Source organism: Pedobacter sp. AK017 (assembly GCF_014200825.1).
In the GTDB taxonomy this organism is placed as follows: Bacteria; Bacteroidota; Bacteroidia; order Sphingobacteriales; family Sphingobacteriaceae; genus Pedobacter; species Pedobacter heparinus.
In genome coordinates, this window is sequence record NZ_JACHCW010000001.1 from 294,812 (window position 1) to 312,335 (window position 17,524).

Genomic DNA, 17,524 nt, shown 5'->3' on the forward strand with positions numbered 1-17,524 from the left:
CTTTTAGTTTACATTTGATTAAGATTCTTAAATCTTTATTAACGCTCAATAGCTCAATTATGAGAAACAATTACAGTATCAATTGGTTAATTCCTCGATTAGACAGGTCTAAATGTAGCAGGCAAATAGAAGAATTCATTATACGTGAAATCAGATCCAGAAATCTTCATGCCGGCGATCCCGTCCCCTCTTCCAGACAGCTTGCAAAAATTAACCAGGTTAGTGCAAGCTCGGTTAGAAGGGCTTATGTCAAATTAACAGATAACAACTGGTTAACCAGTAACCCAGGTTCGGGCACCGTAGTATCTGCCAATAACCCAACCGAAGACATGCAGCTCAGGACTTCTGGATTTACAGAACATTTTCCGGCAGGCCTGGTGCTTTTGAACAAAAAACAAGAAATTTATCAGCCAGCCTATGTCGAAGAACCTTATATTGCTGTAGGTACTGATTTTCCAAGCCCGGCTGCCTTTCCCGAAAACAAGTTTTCGGAATATTGCAACCATTTCCGCGAGGAAAGCCGAAAATTGAGCCAGGCCAGGCTACTAAATGAATACGATGCCAGGTATTTAAAAGACAACCTGGTAAATTACTTAAACCGCAGACGTGGTTTTGGCTTAAAAAATAATATGCTCGACATTATTAAAGCCAGAAAAAGCGCGCTCGACAGGGTATTCAAAATACTGATCAGCCCCGGTGATGTGGTGATCAATACCTCGCCCCACGACACAAAATTATCAGACGCATTGTTAAAATGTAATGCCAATGTGTTTACCATCAACCGCAAAGATCCTGACTTTATGGACCGTATAGCGCAGCTGTTAAGTCATACTAAAGTGCGGGCCATCCACATCAGGCCCCAATGCAGCATTCCCGAAAGTTTTACACTGGACGAGGACAGCTGCAGGCGTCTTGTACAATTGGCCAAAGACCACCGGATGTGCATTATTGAAGAAGAAGATGACCATGAATTCTGGTACGGCATTACTGCCTATAAACCGCTTGCCTGTTATGATCACGATGGTTATGTGATTTACATGGCTGCCCTGAGCAAAGCTACCTCAGATACACAGTCGTTACGCATAATTGTGGCATCGGCACAATTTATTACCGAACTGCAAGCATTACCGGCACAAGCTATCAACGAAAGAGATGTGATCAAAGAAAAAGCATTTGCTGAAATGATATTAAAAGGCGACATGGCCGATTATGCCCGGCAGGTAAGGATACAATCAAAAACCTACCGCGACGAGCTGAACCTTATACTTAACCATTACCTGAATAAGTTTATAAGCTATGTAATTCCTGAACACGGCCTTACCTACTGGTTAAAGTTTGATGAAGGGTTTGATTTAAATGTGATGCTGAAAAAACTGGACGACAACGGCATCCCTGTACCCTACCATCCCAACAACCAGAAAACATCCATTAAAACAAACTTTATGGTGCTGGGCTTTGGTGCTTTTGACATCAATGAAGCCGAAGGTGGTGCCAAAATGCTGGGCATGGTGATGTCGGGCAACCTTTAGAACCTCTTACTGTTAACTCTTGGTTAAGCCAGGGTAAGTCCACATTTTTCTAAGGAAAACGTGGACTCACTGTGGGCTGACTGTGGGTTCACTGTGGGTTTAGCATTTTGTTTATGTATTTATTACTGAACAAAATGAACAGAACAGCGTAAACTTCAAAAACCATTGATCAATAACAATTTAAGCTTAAACTACGGAAAACCGTTGGCTTTTTAGCCCCTAAAAGCAAGGATTAGCTCTACCAAACTGAACAATATGAACACGCATTAAGCCCTCTTTGTAGCCTAATTTTGAAAGGACAGAAAAAAACTGTCTTCATTGTTTCAAAAAAGGGATAAAAAGGAAAAAGTGTTCATGCTCTCGCTCAAACATAAAAACATATTGAAGCACTGGCGCCTACTATTGGTTTTGATAGTGATGGTGGCGGGTATGGGGGAAGTTAAGGGGCAAGTTATAACCTATCCATCAAGTGATGCAATAGATATTGGTGGTGTTTGTATTGGCTGTAGCGTTACTGACCGTCCAAAAGCTTTTGATACGGATATAAGTACATATTCAACTTTAAACTTAGTTGTGGGTCTGGGAGCTTACGTTGAACAAAGTTTTCTATTTCCGACTGTAAATAATAATCAAGGTTGTGATGAAATTGTTATAGTTTTTGGAAGTCCGGCAGCACTCTTAACAGCAAATGTTTTAGGTGGTATAAAAATTAGAACTTACAATGGAACGACAAGCAATAATGATGAAATATCAATTGATGCAAGTTTACTAACTCTCCTACCTGGTAACACTACTGGTTTTGTAAAGTTTAAGCCTACTGCAAAATTCACTAAACTTAGCATAAAGCTTTCAGCTGGGCTTCTAGGAGCATTAAACAATATAAATATTAATTCTGTTTACCGCTTGGATGGGCAGCCTTCACTTACTAACATTTCACCTGTTTCAATTTGTAATGGGCAGTCAATAAATCTCGCTACCCTGAATCCTCTTGACAATAATAACGTAACAGGCGGTACATATACTTGGTCATCAGTACAAGGTGGTACAGCATTACCTTCAACTACAGTTTCTCCTATTTCTACAGCTATTTACTGGGTAAGGTATGCAAGATTTGGCTGTTATGATGACAAAAGTGTAACAGTAACTGTAAAACCTCTCCCCAACTTAACAAGTTCCTTAAATCCATCTGTTTGCAGTGGAACTAACTTTTCTTATACAGCCACAAGCAGTCTGGGAAGTACCAGTTTTTCATGGACAAGGGCTGCTGTAACTAACATCAGCAATGCTATCGGTTCTGGTAACTCTAATCAGATCAACGAAATATTAGTAAACACAACACAATTACCAATAAATGTAACATACATTTTCACCTTAACAAGTAATGGCTGTCCGAAATCAACAAATGTAATTGTAAAAGTTAATCCTAAACCACAAGCACCTCATATCGTATCACAATAAAAAATAAATATTCACTCTTAAAATTAAAATCATGAAAAAGACAAGTAGAAAAATCAAATTAGTTCTGGCATTTTGTTTAGTATTTCTATTGCCGGTTGCAGCACTGGCCGATCCTGCAATTTATGTTTGTAGCACAGGTACAGTTACATTAGCGTATACAGGTGCCTACACCCTGACTACAGGAGATCAAACCGTATGGCAGAAAGTAGATGCCAGCGGCACGGCTCTTTCAGGATCAGCTGCAGAAGTAAAAACATATAATGGAACTGCTGGTTCTGAAAACTTAACAATAACTGGCGGTTCAGAACTTAATGTTGCCGGAAGCCATTATTGGAGAGTACATGTAATAAGTGCTTCCGGAGCAAGCTGTACTGGCGACCCTTCCGATCCTATTGAGGTATATATGTTACCTGCTTATTCAGTTCAGGTTACGCCAGCATCTGCAGCGTACTGTATTGATGGAACAACTAATCTCACAAAAACAGTAATTACCTCTTTAGCTACCCCTGCAAATTCAGCTACTCTTCCTGCTGGCGTTAATTTTAATTATGCATGGGTAACCGTACCGGGTTCCGGAGTAGGTGATGTTGATGTTAACGATTCTAAAAAATTCAATATGACTACAGGTACAGTGGGTAGCTATACAGTCACTTCTAATGTGACTTATACAGTACCGGCAGGAAAGACATTAAAATCGCCTGGCGCAACACCATGCACAGAGTCTGGAAGTACTACCATTACCGTAACAGCAAAACCTGCTAAACCTTCTATTTCAGCTTCTTAATGAAAAATCTGATCTAGTTAATTGAACCCTACATGTCTAACAGAAAAACCAATTTTGTGTCAAGCTTGCTGTTGCTGAGTGCAACGGCAGGCTTTGCGCAATCTGGTAGTTCGCAAACTATAAATATTCCACAAGGATCAACTATAAAATTGCGGGCCAGTTCTGTTAATGCGGCTTCTTTTCAATGGATTAAAGACGGTGCCGCAATTACAGGTGCCACTTCATCTGAATACACGCTACTGCTTGCAGGAACCTATACAGTGGTTTCTTTTAACGCACAGGGCTGTGCCTCTGATATATCCGACCCTGTTATTGTAAACATTGGTACCCCCAATGCACTTACTGCCGATCTGATGATCAGCAAAAACTCGGAATTAAGGGCCGTAACCATTAACGATACTTTTGAATACCTGATCCAGGTGAAAAACAATGGTACCGCAACGGCTACAATCGTAAAAGTACAGGATATTTTACCTGAAGAACTCATTTTTCAACAGCTGATGACACCCACTCTTGGGCTGGCCAATTACAACCAGGGCAGCAAAACCGTTTTATGGGAGATCAGCAAGCTGGACAATGGCGAAAGTGCCGATCTGAAAATCAAAGTAAAAGCGGTTAAAGCCGGGATCATCAGAAATACAGCCACGGTAAGCGCTAATGAAACTGATCCTGATCTGAAAAACAACAGCTTTACAGATAGTAAATCGGTAGCAGGAATCATCATCCCTAATGTTTTTACACCTAACGGCGATGGTTTAAATGACACCTTCGAAATACCCGGCCTGGAACTTTATGAAGCCAATGAGCTAACCATCTTAAACCGATGGGGAGGTACTGTTTATAATACAAAAGGATACAGGAACGACTGGACAGCTATCGGCCTTAATGAGGGTACCTATTTCTACCTGCTAAAACTGAAAACCGCAGGCAACAAATGGGAAATTTATAAAGGCTATATAACCATACTACGAAACAAATAACCGGAACGAGATATGATGAAAAGAATGATAGGCCTATTGAGCATCGCAGGTATGATATCTACTGCCAGCGCGCAGCAGGACAGCCAGTATACACAGTATATTTTTAATGGTATCCACATCAATCCGGCCTATGCCGGTTATAAAGGCGATATTTATGTGCAGTCCTTTTACCGCTCACAATGGGCAGGCATTAAAGGGGCCCCGAAAACTTTTTCTGTTGCAGCTGATGGAGCTTTTTATGACGACAAGGTTGGACTTGGACTAATCGTTTCCAACGATCAGCTGGGGGCACAAACTTACCTTACAGCTTATGCAAACTATGCCTACCACATTAAAACCGGATATAGTGGAACCGGACAACTTTCTTTTGGCATTGCAGCCGGCATGGTACAGATGGGCCTGGATGGCACCAAACTGGAAGGGTACAAGCCGGGTGATGAGCTGATCCCTGTTGGCTCGCAGACCAGTACCGTACCTGACGCCCGCTTTGGGATCTATTACGCCAACGAAAGCTTCTTCCTGGGCCTTTCCATGACCAATATGCTGGCCCAGTACCTGGCAAAAAGAAATACCGAAGACAGCAGGATACCCGTTCCCCAGCCGCATTTGTACTTCAGCGCAGGAGCGCTGTTCCCATTCAGCGAAGATGTTAAATTTAAACCGGTCATCCTTTTTAAAGATGATACCAAAGGCCCCTCGGCAATGGACATCACTACCTTTTTGCTGCTTAAAGATAGGCTCTGGATCGGCGCTTTTGCCCGTACTTCATTCGATCTTTACAAAAAAGACTATCAGCAAAAAGGACTGGCCAAAGAACACGCAATGGGTGGCATACTTGAGATTTTTGCAACGGAAAATATCAGGATTGGCTATTCGTACGATTACTCCCTCAATAAATTGCGCAATTACAACTACGGCAGTCATGAGCTATCCGCAGGCTTTTACATCAATCGCCGAACTACTGCTGAAAGAAGGCAGTTGAGGTGTAATAGGTTTTAACATAACAATGCTGCCTTTTTAGTGTTATATTGGTACTGCCACTCATGCCCGATATGACAAACAAAACCAACCAAAGCGCAACTATTTTAATTGTAGGCGGTGGCCTGTCAGGTCTAACCTGCGCCCTGCACTTACTAAAAGAAGGTTTTGAAGTCACTTTGATCGAAAAAAATGCATATCCCCATCATAAAGTCTGCGGCGAGTACATTTCCAACGAAGTATTACCTTATCTGCAATGGCTGGATGCCGATCCGTATGAACTGCTTCCGGTAGCCATTAACCGCCTTTCTGTCTCTTCACTTAGCGGACAAATTATTGGCTGCGCACTTCCGCTCGGCGGTTTTGGCTTAAGCAGGTTTGCACTCGATCATTTCCTCTATCAAAAAGCCCTGTCAAGAGGCTGCAAAGTGATCAGAGACCGGGTAACGGATATCGTTTTTAATGGCAATGGATTTGAGCTGAGCACCAGCCATTCAGGAACCTTAAAAGCTGATCTGGTGATCGGTGCTTTTGGAAAAAGATCTGCCCTTGACCAGCAGCTTTCCCGTAGCTTTATACAAAAAAAATCGCCCTGGCTGGCAGTAAAGGCACATTACAATGGCATTATTCCCAGTGATCTGGTACAGCTGCACAATTTTGCAGGGGGCTATTGTGGGGTTTCGGCCATAGAAAACAAACAGATCAACATCTGTTACCTGGCAGATTATGAAAGCTTTAAGGCCTGCGCCAACCTCAAGGATTTTCAGGAAAAGGTATTGTACAAAAACCCGCAGCTCAGAAAGATTTTTGAGGAAAGCAGCCCGGTTTTTGATCAGCCTTTAACCATTAGCCAGGTGTCTTTCGCTAAAAAGGAACTGGTATGTGACCATATATTGATGATCGGCGATACTGCAGGCCTCATCCACCCTCTTTGTGGAAACGGCATGGCCATGGCCATACACAGTGCCAAAATTTGTGCAGAACTGAGCATACAATACCTGAACGGTAAGCTGGTGTCAAGAACAACGCTCGAAAAACTATATACCGCCACATGGAATACCAATTTTAAAAACCGATTGCTGATGGGCCGTTTCTTGTCTGGAATCATCAGAAAGGATAAATTATTTAAACCATTACAGCAGCTACTGGGTTATTTCCCATCGGCCCTGCCCTTAATTATAAAAACAACCCACGGAAAACCCATTTTATGAGCATAGATACCAGCAGGCGAAGTGATGCAGCCGAAATAATGGACGATTTTAATTTAGAAGGTGAGGTACTTAGGGATGCCCTGGATAAAATTGCCGGTATAAACAGGCTGTTGGGTGGCAATAAACTTACCCTGCAGGGTGTAAAACAGCTGCTCAAATTAAAAGCGCTGAACAAGGATGAAATTACCATCCTGGATGTAGGTTGCGGCAATGGCGACATGCTGAGGGCTTTGGCCGATTTTGCAGAAAAAAAACAGTTGAATTTTAAACTGATAGGTATAGATGCAAATCAGTTTACCATTGCACATGCACAGCAGCTGTCGCTGAACTACCCAAACATCAGCTACTGCTGCGCAGATATTTTTGAGGAAATTAAACAAGACAGGGTTTATGATGTTATCTTATGTACACTGACCCTACATCATTTTAAAGACGAAGAAATTATAACGCTTATGAATGGCTTTAAAGCACAATCGGCATTGGGCATTGTGGTAAACGATCTGCACAGGAGCAAAATGGCCTATTACCTTTTTACAGGGCTGTGTTTTGTATTTGGCCTCAACCAGATGTCGAAAGACGATGGGCTTGTATCTATTTTAAGGGGCTTTAAAAAGCGCGACCTCCAATCCTATTCCAGGCAATTAAACTTTAGCACCTATATCCTGAAATGGAAATGGGCATTCCGTTACCAGTGGATAATTCCAACAATATGAGCGTAAAAATAACGACCGTTACCAGCCTGACACCACAATATTCCAGAACAACAGCAGAGATACTCCCTTTTCTGGACACCTGGCTACATGGACAGGAACCCCGTTTTATCAGAAAGGTAAAAAAGATATTTGAGCAGGCCGATGTGGATAAAAGGTACTCGATCATGTCGCCCGAAGAAGTGTTTAACCAAAGCTCCTTTGCAGAAAAAAACAACATTTACATCCGCGAAGGGATTAAACTGGCCACCGGCTGTCTGGCCATGGCCCTGGAAAAATCGGGATGGAAAGCACAGGAACTGGACTATATCATCACGGTAAGCTGTACGGGTATCATGATCCCCTCTGTTGATGCCTATCTCATCAATGCCTTAAACCTGCGCCAGGATATTGTGCGCCTGCCGGTAACGGAAATGGGTTGCGCCGCAGGTATATCTGGGATGATCTATGCCAAGAATTTTTTAAAGGCCAATCCCGGTAAACGTGCGGCGGTAATTGCTGTAGAATCGCCTACCGCAACTTTCCAGCTCAACGATTTTTCTATGGCCAATATCGTGAGTGCTGCTATTTTTGGCGACGGTGCAGCCTGTGTTTTATTGTCCTCGCTGGACGAAGATAAAGGACCGGAAATCATTGCCGAAGAAATGTACCACTTTTACGACAGCATACCCATGATGGGCTTTAACCTTTGCAACACTGGTTTACAAATGGTGTTGGATGTAGAGGTTCCGAAAAACATTGAAATGCATTTCCCCGATATCATCCACCCCTTCCTGGCCAGAAACGGACTGAAGATAGCAGACATTGACCACCTGATCTTTCATCCCGGAGGAAAAAAAATTATTCAGACAGTTGAAGGGTTATTTGGTAAATTAGGCAAAAATATAAACGAAACTAAAAACATTTTACGGGAATACGGAAATATGTCGAGCGCCACAGTACTGTATGTACTGGAACGTTTTATGGAACGCGAACCGGGAAGTGCAGAATTGGGCCTGATGCTGAGCTTTGGGCCCGGGTTTTCGGCACAACGTATTTTGCTGAAATGGTAAAAGCATTAAAATTTATAACATGAACAAAGCAGAGATCTTAGCACACTTACCTTACACCAAACCTTTTTTATTTGTAGATGAGCTGGAAGCAATTGACGAAAACGGCGTAACCGGCTCTTATACTTTTGATGCAGATCTGGATTTTTATAAAGGACACTTTAAAGACCATCCCGTAACACCCGGTGTGATATTAACGGAAACCATGGCGCAAATTGGCCTGGTTTGTCTGGGTATCTATTTATCGGGCAGTGCCGAAGGCGGAATGCCGGGCCATGTGATGCTCACTTCTACGGCTATCGACTTTATGAAACCTGTTTTTCCGGGAGAAAAAGTAACCGTAAATGCACAAAAGGTATATTTCAGGTTTAAAAAGCTAAATTGTACAGTACAAATGACCAATGCCGCCGGCGAAGTAGTTTGTAAAGGCACCATTGCCGGCATGGTGACCAATAAAATGAATGCATAAACGTGTAGTAATAACCGGTTTAGGGGTAGTTGCACCAAATGGAGTGGGACTAAAAGCCTTTACTGAAGCCATTAAAAATGGTGTTTCAGGGATTAAGCATGACGCTGAACTGGAAAGACTGCAATTCTCCTGTCAGATTGCCGGAAAACCGGAAGTAACAGACGAGCTGATGGCCAGGTACATGACCGACCTGGAACGCAGGAATTTTAACAGCAGCGGAATTCTGTATGGCCTGATCGCAGGAATGGATGCCTGGCAGGACGCAGGGCTGTTACCCGCCCCCGAAAATGAGCCCGACTGGCAAAGTGGTGCCCTGTTTGGTGCCGGCACATCGGGCATCGAAAAATTCAGGGAGGCCATTTATAAAGTAGACGATTTACAGGTACGCAAACTGGGCAGCAGTGTAGTGATACAGACCATGGTCAGCGGCATCAGTGCCTACCTGGGGGGTAAACTGGGCTTGGGCAACCAGGTAAGCAGCAATTCATCGGCCTGCACAACGGGCACAGAAAGCATTTTAATGGCTTATGAACGCATTAAAACCGGGCAGGCGACCAGAATGCTTGCGGGCAGCACGAGCGACAGTGGCCCTTACATTTGGGCTGGCTTTGATGCCATGAAGGTATGTACCTTTAAACACAATGAGGTGCCTGAAAAAGGATCGAGACCAATGAGCGCCAGTGCCAGCGGCTTTGTGCCCGGCAGTGGTGCCGGAGCCATGGTGCTGGAAACACTGGACAGTGCTTTGGCAAGGGGCGCTTTCATCTATGCCGAAATACTGGGGGGCAACATCAATTCGGGCGGACAGCGCGGTACGGGCAGCATGACCGCCCCCAACAGTATGGCTGTACAGCGTTGTATTGCTGCTGCCCTTAAAAATTCCGGTGTCAAAGCCAGTCAGGTCGACACCATTAACGGACACCTGACAGCCACGGCAAAAGATGCTTTGGAAGTACAGAACTGGACCATCGCCTTAAACAGAAAAGGGGCTGATTTTCCTTATATCAATAGCCTGAAAGCAATGACCGGACACTGTTTAAGCGCGTCGGGAAGTATAGAATGTGTAGCCTCGGTACTGCAGCTGCAACAGGGCTTTATTTTCCCGGCCATCAACTGTGAGGACCTGGATCCGGAAATTGCCCTGCTGGTAGATAAAAATAGGATCCCGCAGCAAATACTTTATAAAAACATCAATATATTAGCTAAGGCAAGTTTTGGGTTTGGTGATGTAAATGCCTGCATCATTTTTAAAAAGTATGAAAATGGATAAAGAAGAACTTATAGCAAAATTGAAAACAATTGTTGCCCCTTATACCCCCGATAAAGCCGCTTTGGATAACATTGGCCCCACAACGGATTTCATTAAAGACCTGAAAATCAATTCGGCCAACCTGGTAGATGTGGTGCTGGATGTGGAAGAGGAATTCGACATTGAAATTGACAACCAGGAGATGGCACGCATGTTAAACGTATCGGATACCTTGGCAATTATTGAGGCTAAACTGAAAACACTTGATAGGGAATGACATTGTTGACCTGGAACAGGCAAAAAAAGAAAGCAACTGGAAAAGAAAAGGCTATCTGGAAAAGATATTTACGCCCGGAGAAAGGTTCCTGATCAGCGCTGCTAAAGATGCTGAAATGATGGTATGGCTGCTTTGGACAATGAAAGAATCGGCCTATAAAATCTTTAGCAGGGAAAACAAAATAAGGGTATTTGCCCCGGCAGCAATTGTTTGCAACAACCTGATCATCCATAAAAAAACAGCCACCGGAAATGTATGGTATCAGGAACAGTCCTACTTTACCAAAACTTCCATTACGGAAAGATACATCCATACACTGGCCGCAGCGGATGCCAGCCTGCTCCAAAAAATAAGGTATAAAATAAGTTGTTATGATGCCTGCGACAGTTCCTACCGGGCTACCAACCCGGGTTCGGTAAGCCATCATGGCATTTACCTGGCACTTGCCTATTTATAAAACGGCCTCGCTCAGGTTCTCTTCAATGAGCAGACTGATGATGCCATCTACCAGCCCTACTTTTGGCACATAGATCTGTTTGATCCCCGTCCATTTTAACAATGTGATGTAAATTTCGCAGGCAGGGATAATGACATCGGCCCTGTCAGGGTTTAAACCAAAAACACTGATCCTTTCTTTAAGCGAGTGCGAATTGAGCTGGTTATACATGCTTTTCAATTTGAGGAACGTTAAGGGCATGCCCTCTTTCTCGTCAGACATACGGAAAAGTTTATTGATATTGCCCCCGGTTCCTATACCGGCCAGGTTTTTTAAGGATTTTGTATGTTCCTTTACCCAGCTTTTCATTTCTTCCCAGGTTTCCTCCTTATCCTGATTGTCGAGGATGCGGATGGTGCCGATATCAAAAGATTTGGAGGCCACAGGTACGCGGTTTACAAATACAGAAAGCTCGGTGCTGCCCCCACCTACATCAATGTACAGATAGCTTTTTTTGATGTCCAGGTTTTCTTCAATGTGATTGGCATAAATGATATTGGCTTCCCTTTGTCCGGCGATGATCTCCAGGTCTACATCGCATTGTTTCTTTATCATTTTGATGATATCTGCTCCGTTTCCGGCTTCACGCATGGCAGAAGTAGCACAGGCCAGATAGGCCGAGACATGGTATACCTCCATCAGGTTTTTAAAGGCCGACATGGTTTTCAGCAGCTCCTCCACTTTACGTGCCGAGATGTGATGGTCTAAAAAAGCATCATCGCCCAGGCGTAACGGAACCCGCACCAGGGTGTTTTTTTTAAACCCATAACCATTCTCGGTTTTGGAGATATCCGCAATCAACAACCTAACCGCATTTGAACCTATATCTATGGCAGCATATCTTAACATTGGCTTACTGATGTTTGTTTTTTAAGTAATTATAGGTCTGCACCTGCGCCCTAATTTTAGTTTTTAAATTATTTTTATGGTATTTATTGTTGTTGAGCCGGGTAATGTCCCTGGCCTTCACATTGTCCTGTAACTGGAACTCGATGATATCCCTGATCTCCTGTCTTACTTCTTCATCCAGCACGGGAAAGCCAACCTCAACCCTGTGCTCAAAGTTGCGGCTCATCAGGTCGGCCGACGACAGGAACATTTCTTCCTTGCCGTTGTTACCAAAAATAAATACCCGGGCATGCTCCAGAAACTTATCAATGATACTGATAACCGTAATATTGGCACTAAAATCGGGAATACCCGGAACAAGGGTGCAGATGCCGCGCACAATCAGCTTTACTTTAACCCCGGCATTACTGGCTTCATACAGTTTTTCTACAATGCCCTCATCGGCCAGACTGTTTACCTTTAAGATCATATAAGCAGGCTTGCCTTGCTTTGCTACTTTAATTTCCCGGTCTACCAGCTGATAAAACTTGTTTCTCGATTCCAGCGGCGAAACGATCAGGTGTTTAAAGCCCCTGGTAACGGTCTTTTTATTTAAGGCCTTAAAGAGTTTGATCAGGTCGGCCGTAATTTCTTTTCTGGAAGTAAAAATACTGTGGTCGCAGTATAGTTTTGCTGTTTTCTCGTTAAAATTACCGGTAGCAAGGTTGGCATAATAAACCGCCCGCCCCTTTTCCATTCTTTTGACCAGGCAGATCTTGGAATGCACTTTGTAATCGGTAAGTCCGTAGTTCACGTTTACACCCTCCTCTGCCAGTCTGCTTGTCCAGAAAATATTGGCCTGTTCATCAAAACGGGCCTTTAACTCGACCATACAGTTTACTGTTTTACCATTTTTAGCGGCATTGATGAGGGCGTTAACTACCCTCGAATTCTCGGCCAGGCGGTACAGGGTAATGTTGATTTCAGTTACCTTAGGGTCGATGGCCGCCTCACGCAGAAAAAGGATGATGTAATCGTAAGACTGATAAGGCAGGTTAATCAGATAATCTTTGCCCTGCAATTTATTGAATATACTTTCGGTACGGTGCAGGCCATGTACTTTAAGGGGCACATTGGGCTTATATTCCAGGTCTTTGCTGCCCACATTGGGGAAGGCAATAAAATCACCAAAGCGGTGGTACCTGTTGCCCGGGATCAGGCTATCGGCCTCTATTTTCATTTTATTGATCAATACCGTCAGCATTTCAAAAGGCATTTCCGTATCGTACAGTAAACGCATGGGTTTTCCCTTTTTACGTTTATCCAGACTGGCCTTCAGTTCTTCGATAAACTTATCGCTGATATTTTTATCAATATCGAGCTCCGCATCCCGCGTGAGCTGTATAGAATACGCTTCAAGAACATCATAATTAAAAACGTAAAAGATATCGTCAAGGCAGTACTTGATGATGTCTTCGGCAAGGATAATGAACTTGAGGCCATTGGTTTCGGGCAGCACCAGAAAACGTGGAAGATCGGGCGGGAGCTCAATCAGCGCATATTTCTGGTTTTTATTGGGCGCTTTGGAAAGCCTGACAAAAAAATACAGGTAACGGTCCTTTAGCTCCGGAAATGGTTTTTCCAGGTCGATCATGATCGGAACAAGATTGGAAAGGATCCTGTCCCTGAAATGATTTCTCACAAATTCGCCCCTGGACACGTTGAGCTGGGTATCGTTTAAAATAAAAATCCGGTTTTGGGCCAGTTCATTGATCAGGGTAGCCTTAAACAATTGTTCAAACTTGCGTTCCTGCTTTACAACGATGTTTTTGATCTCATTTAAGATCTTTTTAGGGTTAAAGCCCAGTAAGGCCTTGGCTTTATCGTTCAGGTTGGCCAGTCTGCTCAGCGTAGCTACCCTTACCCGGTAAAACTCTTCCAGGTTTGAAGAAAAAATAGACAGAAATTTTATTCGTTCTATAAGAGGGACTGTCTCATCAGCCACCTCCTGCAAAACGCGCTCATTAAAATACAACCAACTGATCTCTCTGTTTAGAAATGGAGCCTTTTTCTTCGTCATTTAAAATATCAAAAAAATCCCTGTTCTAAAACAGGGATGCCCAAAACTGCAAATTCTATTGTTAAGTAATTGTTAATTATGATTAATTATACAATTCTTATTTAATTTTAATGTTCTGCTATTTGCTTTCGCTCTCTGTTTTGGCAGCTGCGGCAGCTGTACCATTTGCAGGGGCCGTTGTTGCAGTTTCCGGAGCCTTGGCAGCTGCAGGTTTGGCGGCAGCAGGTTTGGCAGCTGGCTTAGCTGCGGGGCTTGCCTTTTTTACCGGGGCTTTTGCAGCTGGTTTTGCAGTAGCTGATTTAGCTGGAGTGGCTGTTGATGAAGTGGCTTTTGCCGCTGCAGGGCTGGCTGCTGCGGTAACCGCTGGTTTTGCCGCTGCCGGGGCAGCTTTTTTAACAGGCGCCTTTCTTGCTGCCGGTTTTCTGGCAGCCGGTTTTGCAGGTGCCTTAACCGTAGCAGTAACTTCTTTTTTAACTTCAGCAACTTTTGCCGCTACAGTAGACGCTGCTGTTTTAGCTTTGTCTGCTACTTTGGCCACTGGCTTTGTTATGGCATCAGCTGCTTTTTTTTCTGTGGCAATGGCCGCTACTTTAACACTTTGTACTACCGGTTTAACCTTTGCACTGGCAACCTTAACCGCTTTTTTTGCTTTTTTAGCGTCTTTGCTCAGTTCTTTTTTAACGGATGATGCCTTTTTGGCCGCTTTTTTTACTGCTTTTTTATTGGCTGCTTTAGCTTCGTCTATTTTTTCGTTAACAGCAGCTTTAACATTACTGAATTTTTTAGAAAGCTTTTTAGCTACAAATTTACTTACAATGGCTATATCTCCCCCAATCTTCTCTGCATCCTGGCCTAAATGCTTAACGGTTTCCAGGATCTTTTCTGTCAAACTTTTTTCAAGTTGTTTCTTAGCCGCTTTTTTGGCTACTTTTTTCTGAGCTTTTGGTTTACTGGATTTCATAGTATTGGTTTTATGTTTTTTGATTAATTTGAAACTCATTAGAGCTTGCTATAGTTAATTATTTTATATTTGCGTAGGCAGATTAAATAATCTGATACTTAAATCTACGCTAATTTTTTATTCTAAAGCTATAATAATCATGCCCACTTTCGATATTGTAAGCAAAGTAGACGCGCAAACATTAGACAACGCGATGAACAATGCAAAAAAAGAGATCTTAAACCGTTATGATTTCAGTACTTCAAAAAGTACCATCGACCACGATAAAAAGACCAATGTAATTACCATTGTTACCGAAGATGACATGCGTTTAAAAGCAATTCAGGATGCCATCATCTCAAGGATGATTAAGCAAAACCTGGATGCAAAAAGTTTGGATTTTGGTAAGGAACAATATGCGTCCGGAAACATGATCAGGAAAGAAATTTCGGTAAAAGAAGGTATAGACAAAGAAACTGCAAAGAAAATTGTGGCAAAAATAAAAGCCAGCGGACTAAAAGTACAGGCTTCTATGATGGATGACCAGGTGCGGGTGCAAAGCAAAAGTATAGACGACCTGCAAGGTGTAATTGCCCTTTGCAAAAAAGAAGATTTCGGTCAGCCGCTGCAGTTCATCAACATGCGGAACTAAATACTGTTTAAGCCGGCAACCGGCAGTGTTCCTTTCTTAAAGTAAAAAAATAATTACATTCATGGAAATTGAAGAAAATGGTTTTGTTTTCTCTGATGACAAAAATAAGATCGATCCGATTGCAATTCATCATTATTTAAGTACACAATCGTACTGGGCAAAGGACATCCCCATAGAAATTGTTAAAACCTCTATAGAAAATTCCCTGTGTTTTGGCATTTACAAAGACAGCAAACAGGTAGGCTTTGCCCGCTGGATCACAGATAAGGCCACCTTTGGCTACCTTGCTGATGTGTATGTGGATGAGGCCTACCGCGGACAGGGACTGTCTAAAAAACTGATGTCGCTCATGCTTTTCCATAAAGACCTGCAGGGACTGAGAAGGTATATGCTGGCTACGCTGGATGCCCATGGTTTATATGCGCAATTTGGCTTTAAGGCAGTTGAGCATCCCGAAAGGATAATGGGTATTGCAATTTCAAACCCTTATCAGAAACAGGATTAAACAGTTTTTACATCACTTTCGCTGTAATCTTCAATATCGGTGATGTAGCCATTGAGGATCAGGAAATCAAACAGGGGCCTGGCATCCGGTGTTACCGGCATATTGGCTGTTGTGATCACTTCGTTTGTCTTCTTGTCAAGAAAAGGATAGGCAAAAAGTTTTACGTTTTTACTGAACATATCGCTTACATAACTCAGCAGCTGGCTGGAATAGTTTTCGCCAAAATTACCGGAATTGAACACGAATTTTAAGTTGTTGATATTGGTAGATATCCCTACACTTTTTGGCCTGCAGCGGTCGAGGTATTTGGCCAGTTTATTGTGTCGGGCAAAGTTGGATACGATTACCTTATTTCCCGTTTTACACATCTCTTCTGCCCTTTTAGCAACAGCCCTGAGGTCGATATCATCAGCTCCGTCATTGGCCGAAAGCACATTTGACATCAATACTTCGATCAATACGCTCAGGTTGTCTTCCTGCACATTTTCTGTCCTTACAAACTGGTCTACAGCCTTGTTGAGCATGCTAAAGTTAGGATTGGATTTCTGGGCATATTTGGTACGCAGGATCATGATGTCTTTTTTGTACAGCAGGTCCTTAGGCAAACACGGACGGCCGCTGGCATCAAAGATGGCTGCATCTGAAAAGTCTTTAACAATCAGGTACAGGTTCAGCAAAATATTGTCCGCATCTTTAAATATGGGCCCGTTAACCGAGATCAGGTCAATTTCTACCGACCCTACTGTTAAGTTATCGGCCAGCGATTCGATCATCGCTTTGCGGTCCTGGTTATAATAATAAGCGGCATAAACCAGGTTTACGCCAATAATACCCAATACATTTTGCTGTAATGCCGCATCGGTATCCAGTAAGCGTACATGGAAAAAGATTTCGTTGGGCTCGCCCCCAGGCTCTGCCTGAAAACGGATGCCGATCCAACCATGCGGGTCATTGGATTTATTGTAGTTTAAAGTAGTAACCGTATCTGCAAAAGCAAAGAAAGCACGTCCTTCGTATTTTTCACCATTTAAGCGTTCTGTTAACAGACTGAACTCATGGTCAAGCATTTTTAATAAGCGCGACTGGCTTACGTACCTTCCTGAAGGTTCAACCCCATAAATGGCATCACTGAAGGTCATGTCGTAGGCCGACATGGTCTTGGCTACCGTTCCTGATGCGGCACCGGCAGTAAAAAAATTACGTGCAACCTCTTGTCCGGCACCGATCTCGGCAAATGTTCCGTAAATTCTGGGGTTTAGGTTAATCTTTAAAGCCTTACGCCTGGTGTCAAGGATTTCTCTTTCCATGCTGCAAAATTAAGCAAACAGG

Annotated in this window: 18 protein-coding genes; 14 read left to right on the top strand and 4 right to left on the bottom strand. The window is 43.1% G+C overall.

What is annotated here, in order from left to right; all coding sequences use genetic code 11:
• Positions 1–59: 59 nt before the first annotated feature.
• The 12 genes from HDC92_RS01355 (at position 60) to HDC92_RS01410 (ending at position 11,151) form a co-directional block, all read left to right on the top strand.
• Positions 60–1,529: a PLP-dependent aminotransferase family protein gene (locus HDC92_RS01355; protein WP_183871823.1), complete on the top strand. Its 1,470-nt coding sequence runs from the start codon at positions 60–62 to the stop codon at positions 1,527–1,529.
• Positions 1,530–1,847: 318 nt separating this feature from the next.
• Complete coding sequence (locus HDC92_RS01360; RefSeq protein ID WP_183871824.1) at positions 1,848–2,987, top strand: PKD-like domain-containing protein; 1,140 nt, start codon at positions 1,848–1,850, stop codon at positions 2,985–2,987.
• 31 nt (positions 2,988–3,018) lie between these two features.
• Positions 3,019–3,771 carry a hypothetical protein gene (locus HDC92_RS01365; RefSeq protein WP_183871826.1) on the top strand — a complete coding sequence of 251 codons (753 nt, stop codon included), beginning with the start codon at positions 3,019–3,021 and terminating at the stop codon, positions 3,769–3,771.
• 32 nt (positions 3,772–3,803) lie between these two features.
• Positions 3,804–4,751 carry a gliding motility-associated C-terminal domain-containing protein gene (locus tag HDC92_RS01370; protein WP_183871828.1) on the top strand — a complete coding sequence of 316 codons (948 nt, stop codon included), beginning with the start codon at positions 3,804–3,806 and terminating at the stop codon, positions 4,749–4,751.
• 12 nt (positions 4,752–4,763) lie between these two features.
• Positions 4,764–5,750 carry a type IX secretion system membrane protein PorP/SprF gene (locus tag HDC92_RS01375; RefSeq protein ID WP_183871830.1) on the top strand — a complete coding sequence of 329 codons (987 nt, stop codon included), beginning with the start codon at positions 4,764–4,766 and terminating at the stop codon, positions 5,748–5,750.
• Positions 5,751–5,803: 53 nt separating this feature from the next.
• On the top strand, positions 5,804–6,940 hold the full coding sequence (locus HDC92_RS01380; protein WP_183871832.1) for an NAD(P)/FAD-dependent oxidoreductase: 1,137 nt from the start codon (positions 5,804–5,806) through the stop codon (positions 6,938–6,940).
• A complete protein-coding gene (locus HDC92_RS01385) occupies positions 6,937–7,653 on the top strand; it encodes a methyltransferase domain-containing protein (RefSeq protein ID WP_183871834.1) in 717 nt (238 codons plus the stop codon). The genes HDC92_RS01380 and HDC92_RS01385 overlap by 4 nt, the downstream gene beginning before the upstream one ends.
• Complete coding sequence (locus HDC92_RS01390) at positions 7,650–8,702, top strand: type III polyketide synthase (RefSeq protein WP_183871836.1); 1,053 nt, start codon at positions 7,650–7,652, stop codon at positions 8,700–8,702. Before HDC92_RS01385 ends, HDC92_RS01390 begins: the two co-directional genes overlap by 4 nt.
• A 19-nt stretch (positions 8,703–8,721) precedes the next feature.
• A complete protein-coding gene (locus tag HDC92_RS01395; RefSeq protein WP_015807468.1) occupies positions 8,722–9,168 on the top strand; it encodes a 3-hydroxyacyl-ACP dehydratase FabZ family protein in 447 nt (148 codons plus the stop codon).
• Complete coding sequence (locus HDC92_RS01400) at positions 9,161–10,438, top strand: beta-ketoacyl-[acyl-carrier-protein] synthase family protein (RefSeq protein ID WP_183871838.1); 1,278 nt, start codon at positions 9,161–9,163, stop codon at positions 10,436–10,438. Before HDC92_RS01395 ends, HDC92_RS01400 begins: the two co-directional genes overlap by 8 nt.
• Positions 10,431–10,694: an acyl carrier protein gene (locus tag HDC92_RS01405; protein ID WP_015807466.1), complete on the top strand. Its 264-nt coding sequence runs from the start codon at positions 10,431–10,433 to the stop codon at positions 10,692–10,694. The genes HDC92_RS01400 and HDC92_RS01405 overlap by 8 nt, the downstream gene beginning before the upstream one ends.
• Positions 10,681–11,151: a 4'-phosphopantetheinyl transferase superfamily protein gene (locus HDC92_RS01410; RefSeq protein WP_183871840.1), complete on the top strand. Its 471-nt coding sequence runs from the start codon at positions 10,681–10,683 to the stop codon at positions 11,149–11,151. Before HDC92_RS01405 ends, HDC92_RS01410 begins: the two co-directional genes overlap by 14 nt.
• Here HDC92_RS01410 and HDC92_RS01415 read toward each other — a convergent pair.
• From HDC92_RS01415 to HDC92_RS01425, 3 genes are all read right to left on the bottom strand, one after another.
• On the bottom strand, positions 11,146–12,039 hold the full coding sequence (locus HDC92_RS01415) for an exopolyphosphatase (RefSeq protein ID WP_183871842.1): 894 nt from the start codon (positions 12,037–12,039) through the stop codon (positions 11,146–11,148). The two genes, HDC92_RS01410 and HDC92_RS01415, sit on opposite strands and share 6 nt — an antisense overlap.
• A gap of 4 nt (positions 12,040–12,043) precedes the next feature.
• Positions 12,044–14,098, bottom strand: coding sequence for a polyphosphate kinase 1 (gene ppk1, locus HDC92_RS01420; RefSeq protein ID WP_183871844.1), 2,055 nt, complete (start codon positions 14,096–14,098; stop codon positions 12,044–12,046).
• A gap of 118 nt (positions 14,099–14,216) precedes the next feature.
• The gene (locus tag HDC92_RS01425) at positions 14,217–15,059 is read right to left on the bottom strand and encodes a hypothetical protein (RefSeq protein WP_183871846.1); all 843 of its coding nucleotides are present in this window, start codon (positions 15,057–15,059) and stop codon (positions 14,217–14,219) included.
• 139 nt (positions 15,060–15,198) lie between these two features.
• Here HDC92_RS01425 and HDC92_RS01430 point away from each other — a divergent pair, with 139 nt between their 5' ends.
• Both HDC92_RS01430 and HDC92_RS01435 read left to right on the top strand, forming a co-directional pair.
• The gene (locus tag HDC92_RS01430) at positions 15,199–15,690 is read left to right on the top strand and encodes a YajQ family cyclic di-GMP-binding protein (protein WP_015807461.1); all 492 of its coding nucleotides are present in this window, start codon (positions 15,199–15,201) and stop codon (positions 15,688–15,690) included.
• 61 nt (positions 15,691–15,751) lie between these two features.
• Complete coding sequence (locus HDC92_RS01435; RefSeq protein ID WP_015807460.1) at positions 15,752–16,195, top strand: GNAT family N-acetyltransferase; 444 nt, start codon at positions 15,752–15,754, stop codon at positions 16,193–16,195.
• Here the strand turns inward: HDC92_RS01435 and HDC92_RS01440 are convergent.
• The gene (locus tag HDC92_RS01440; protein WP_015807459.1) at positions 16,192–17,502 is read right to left on the bottom strand and encodes a hypothetical protein; all 1,311 of its coding nucleotides are present in this window, start codon (positions 17,500–17,502) and stop codon (positions 16,192–16,194) included. The genes HDC92_RS01435 and HDC92_RS01440 overlap by 4 nt on opposite strands.
• Positions 17,503–17,524: the final 22 nt, after the last annotated feature.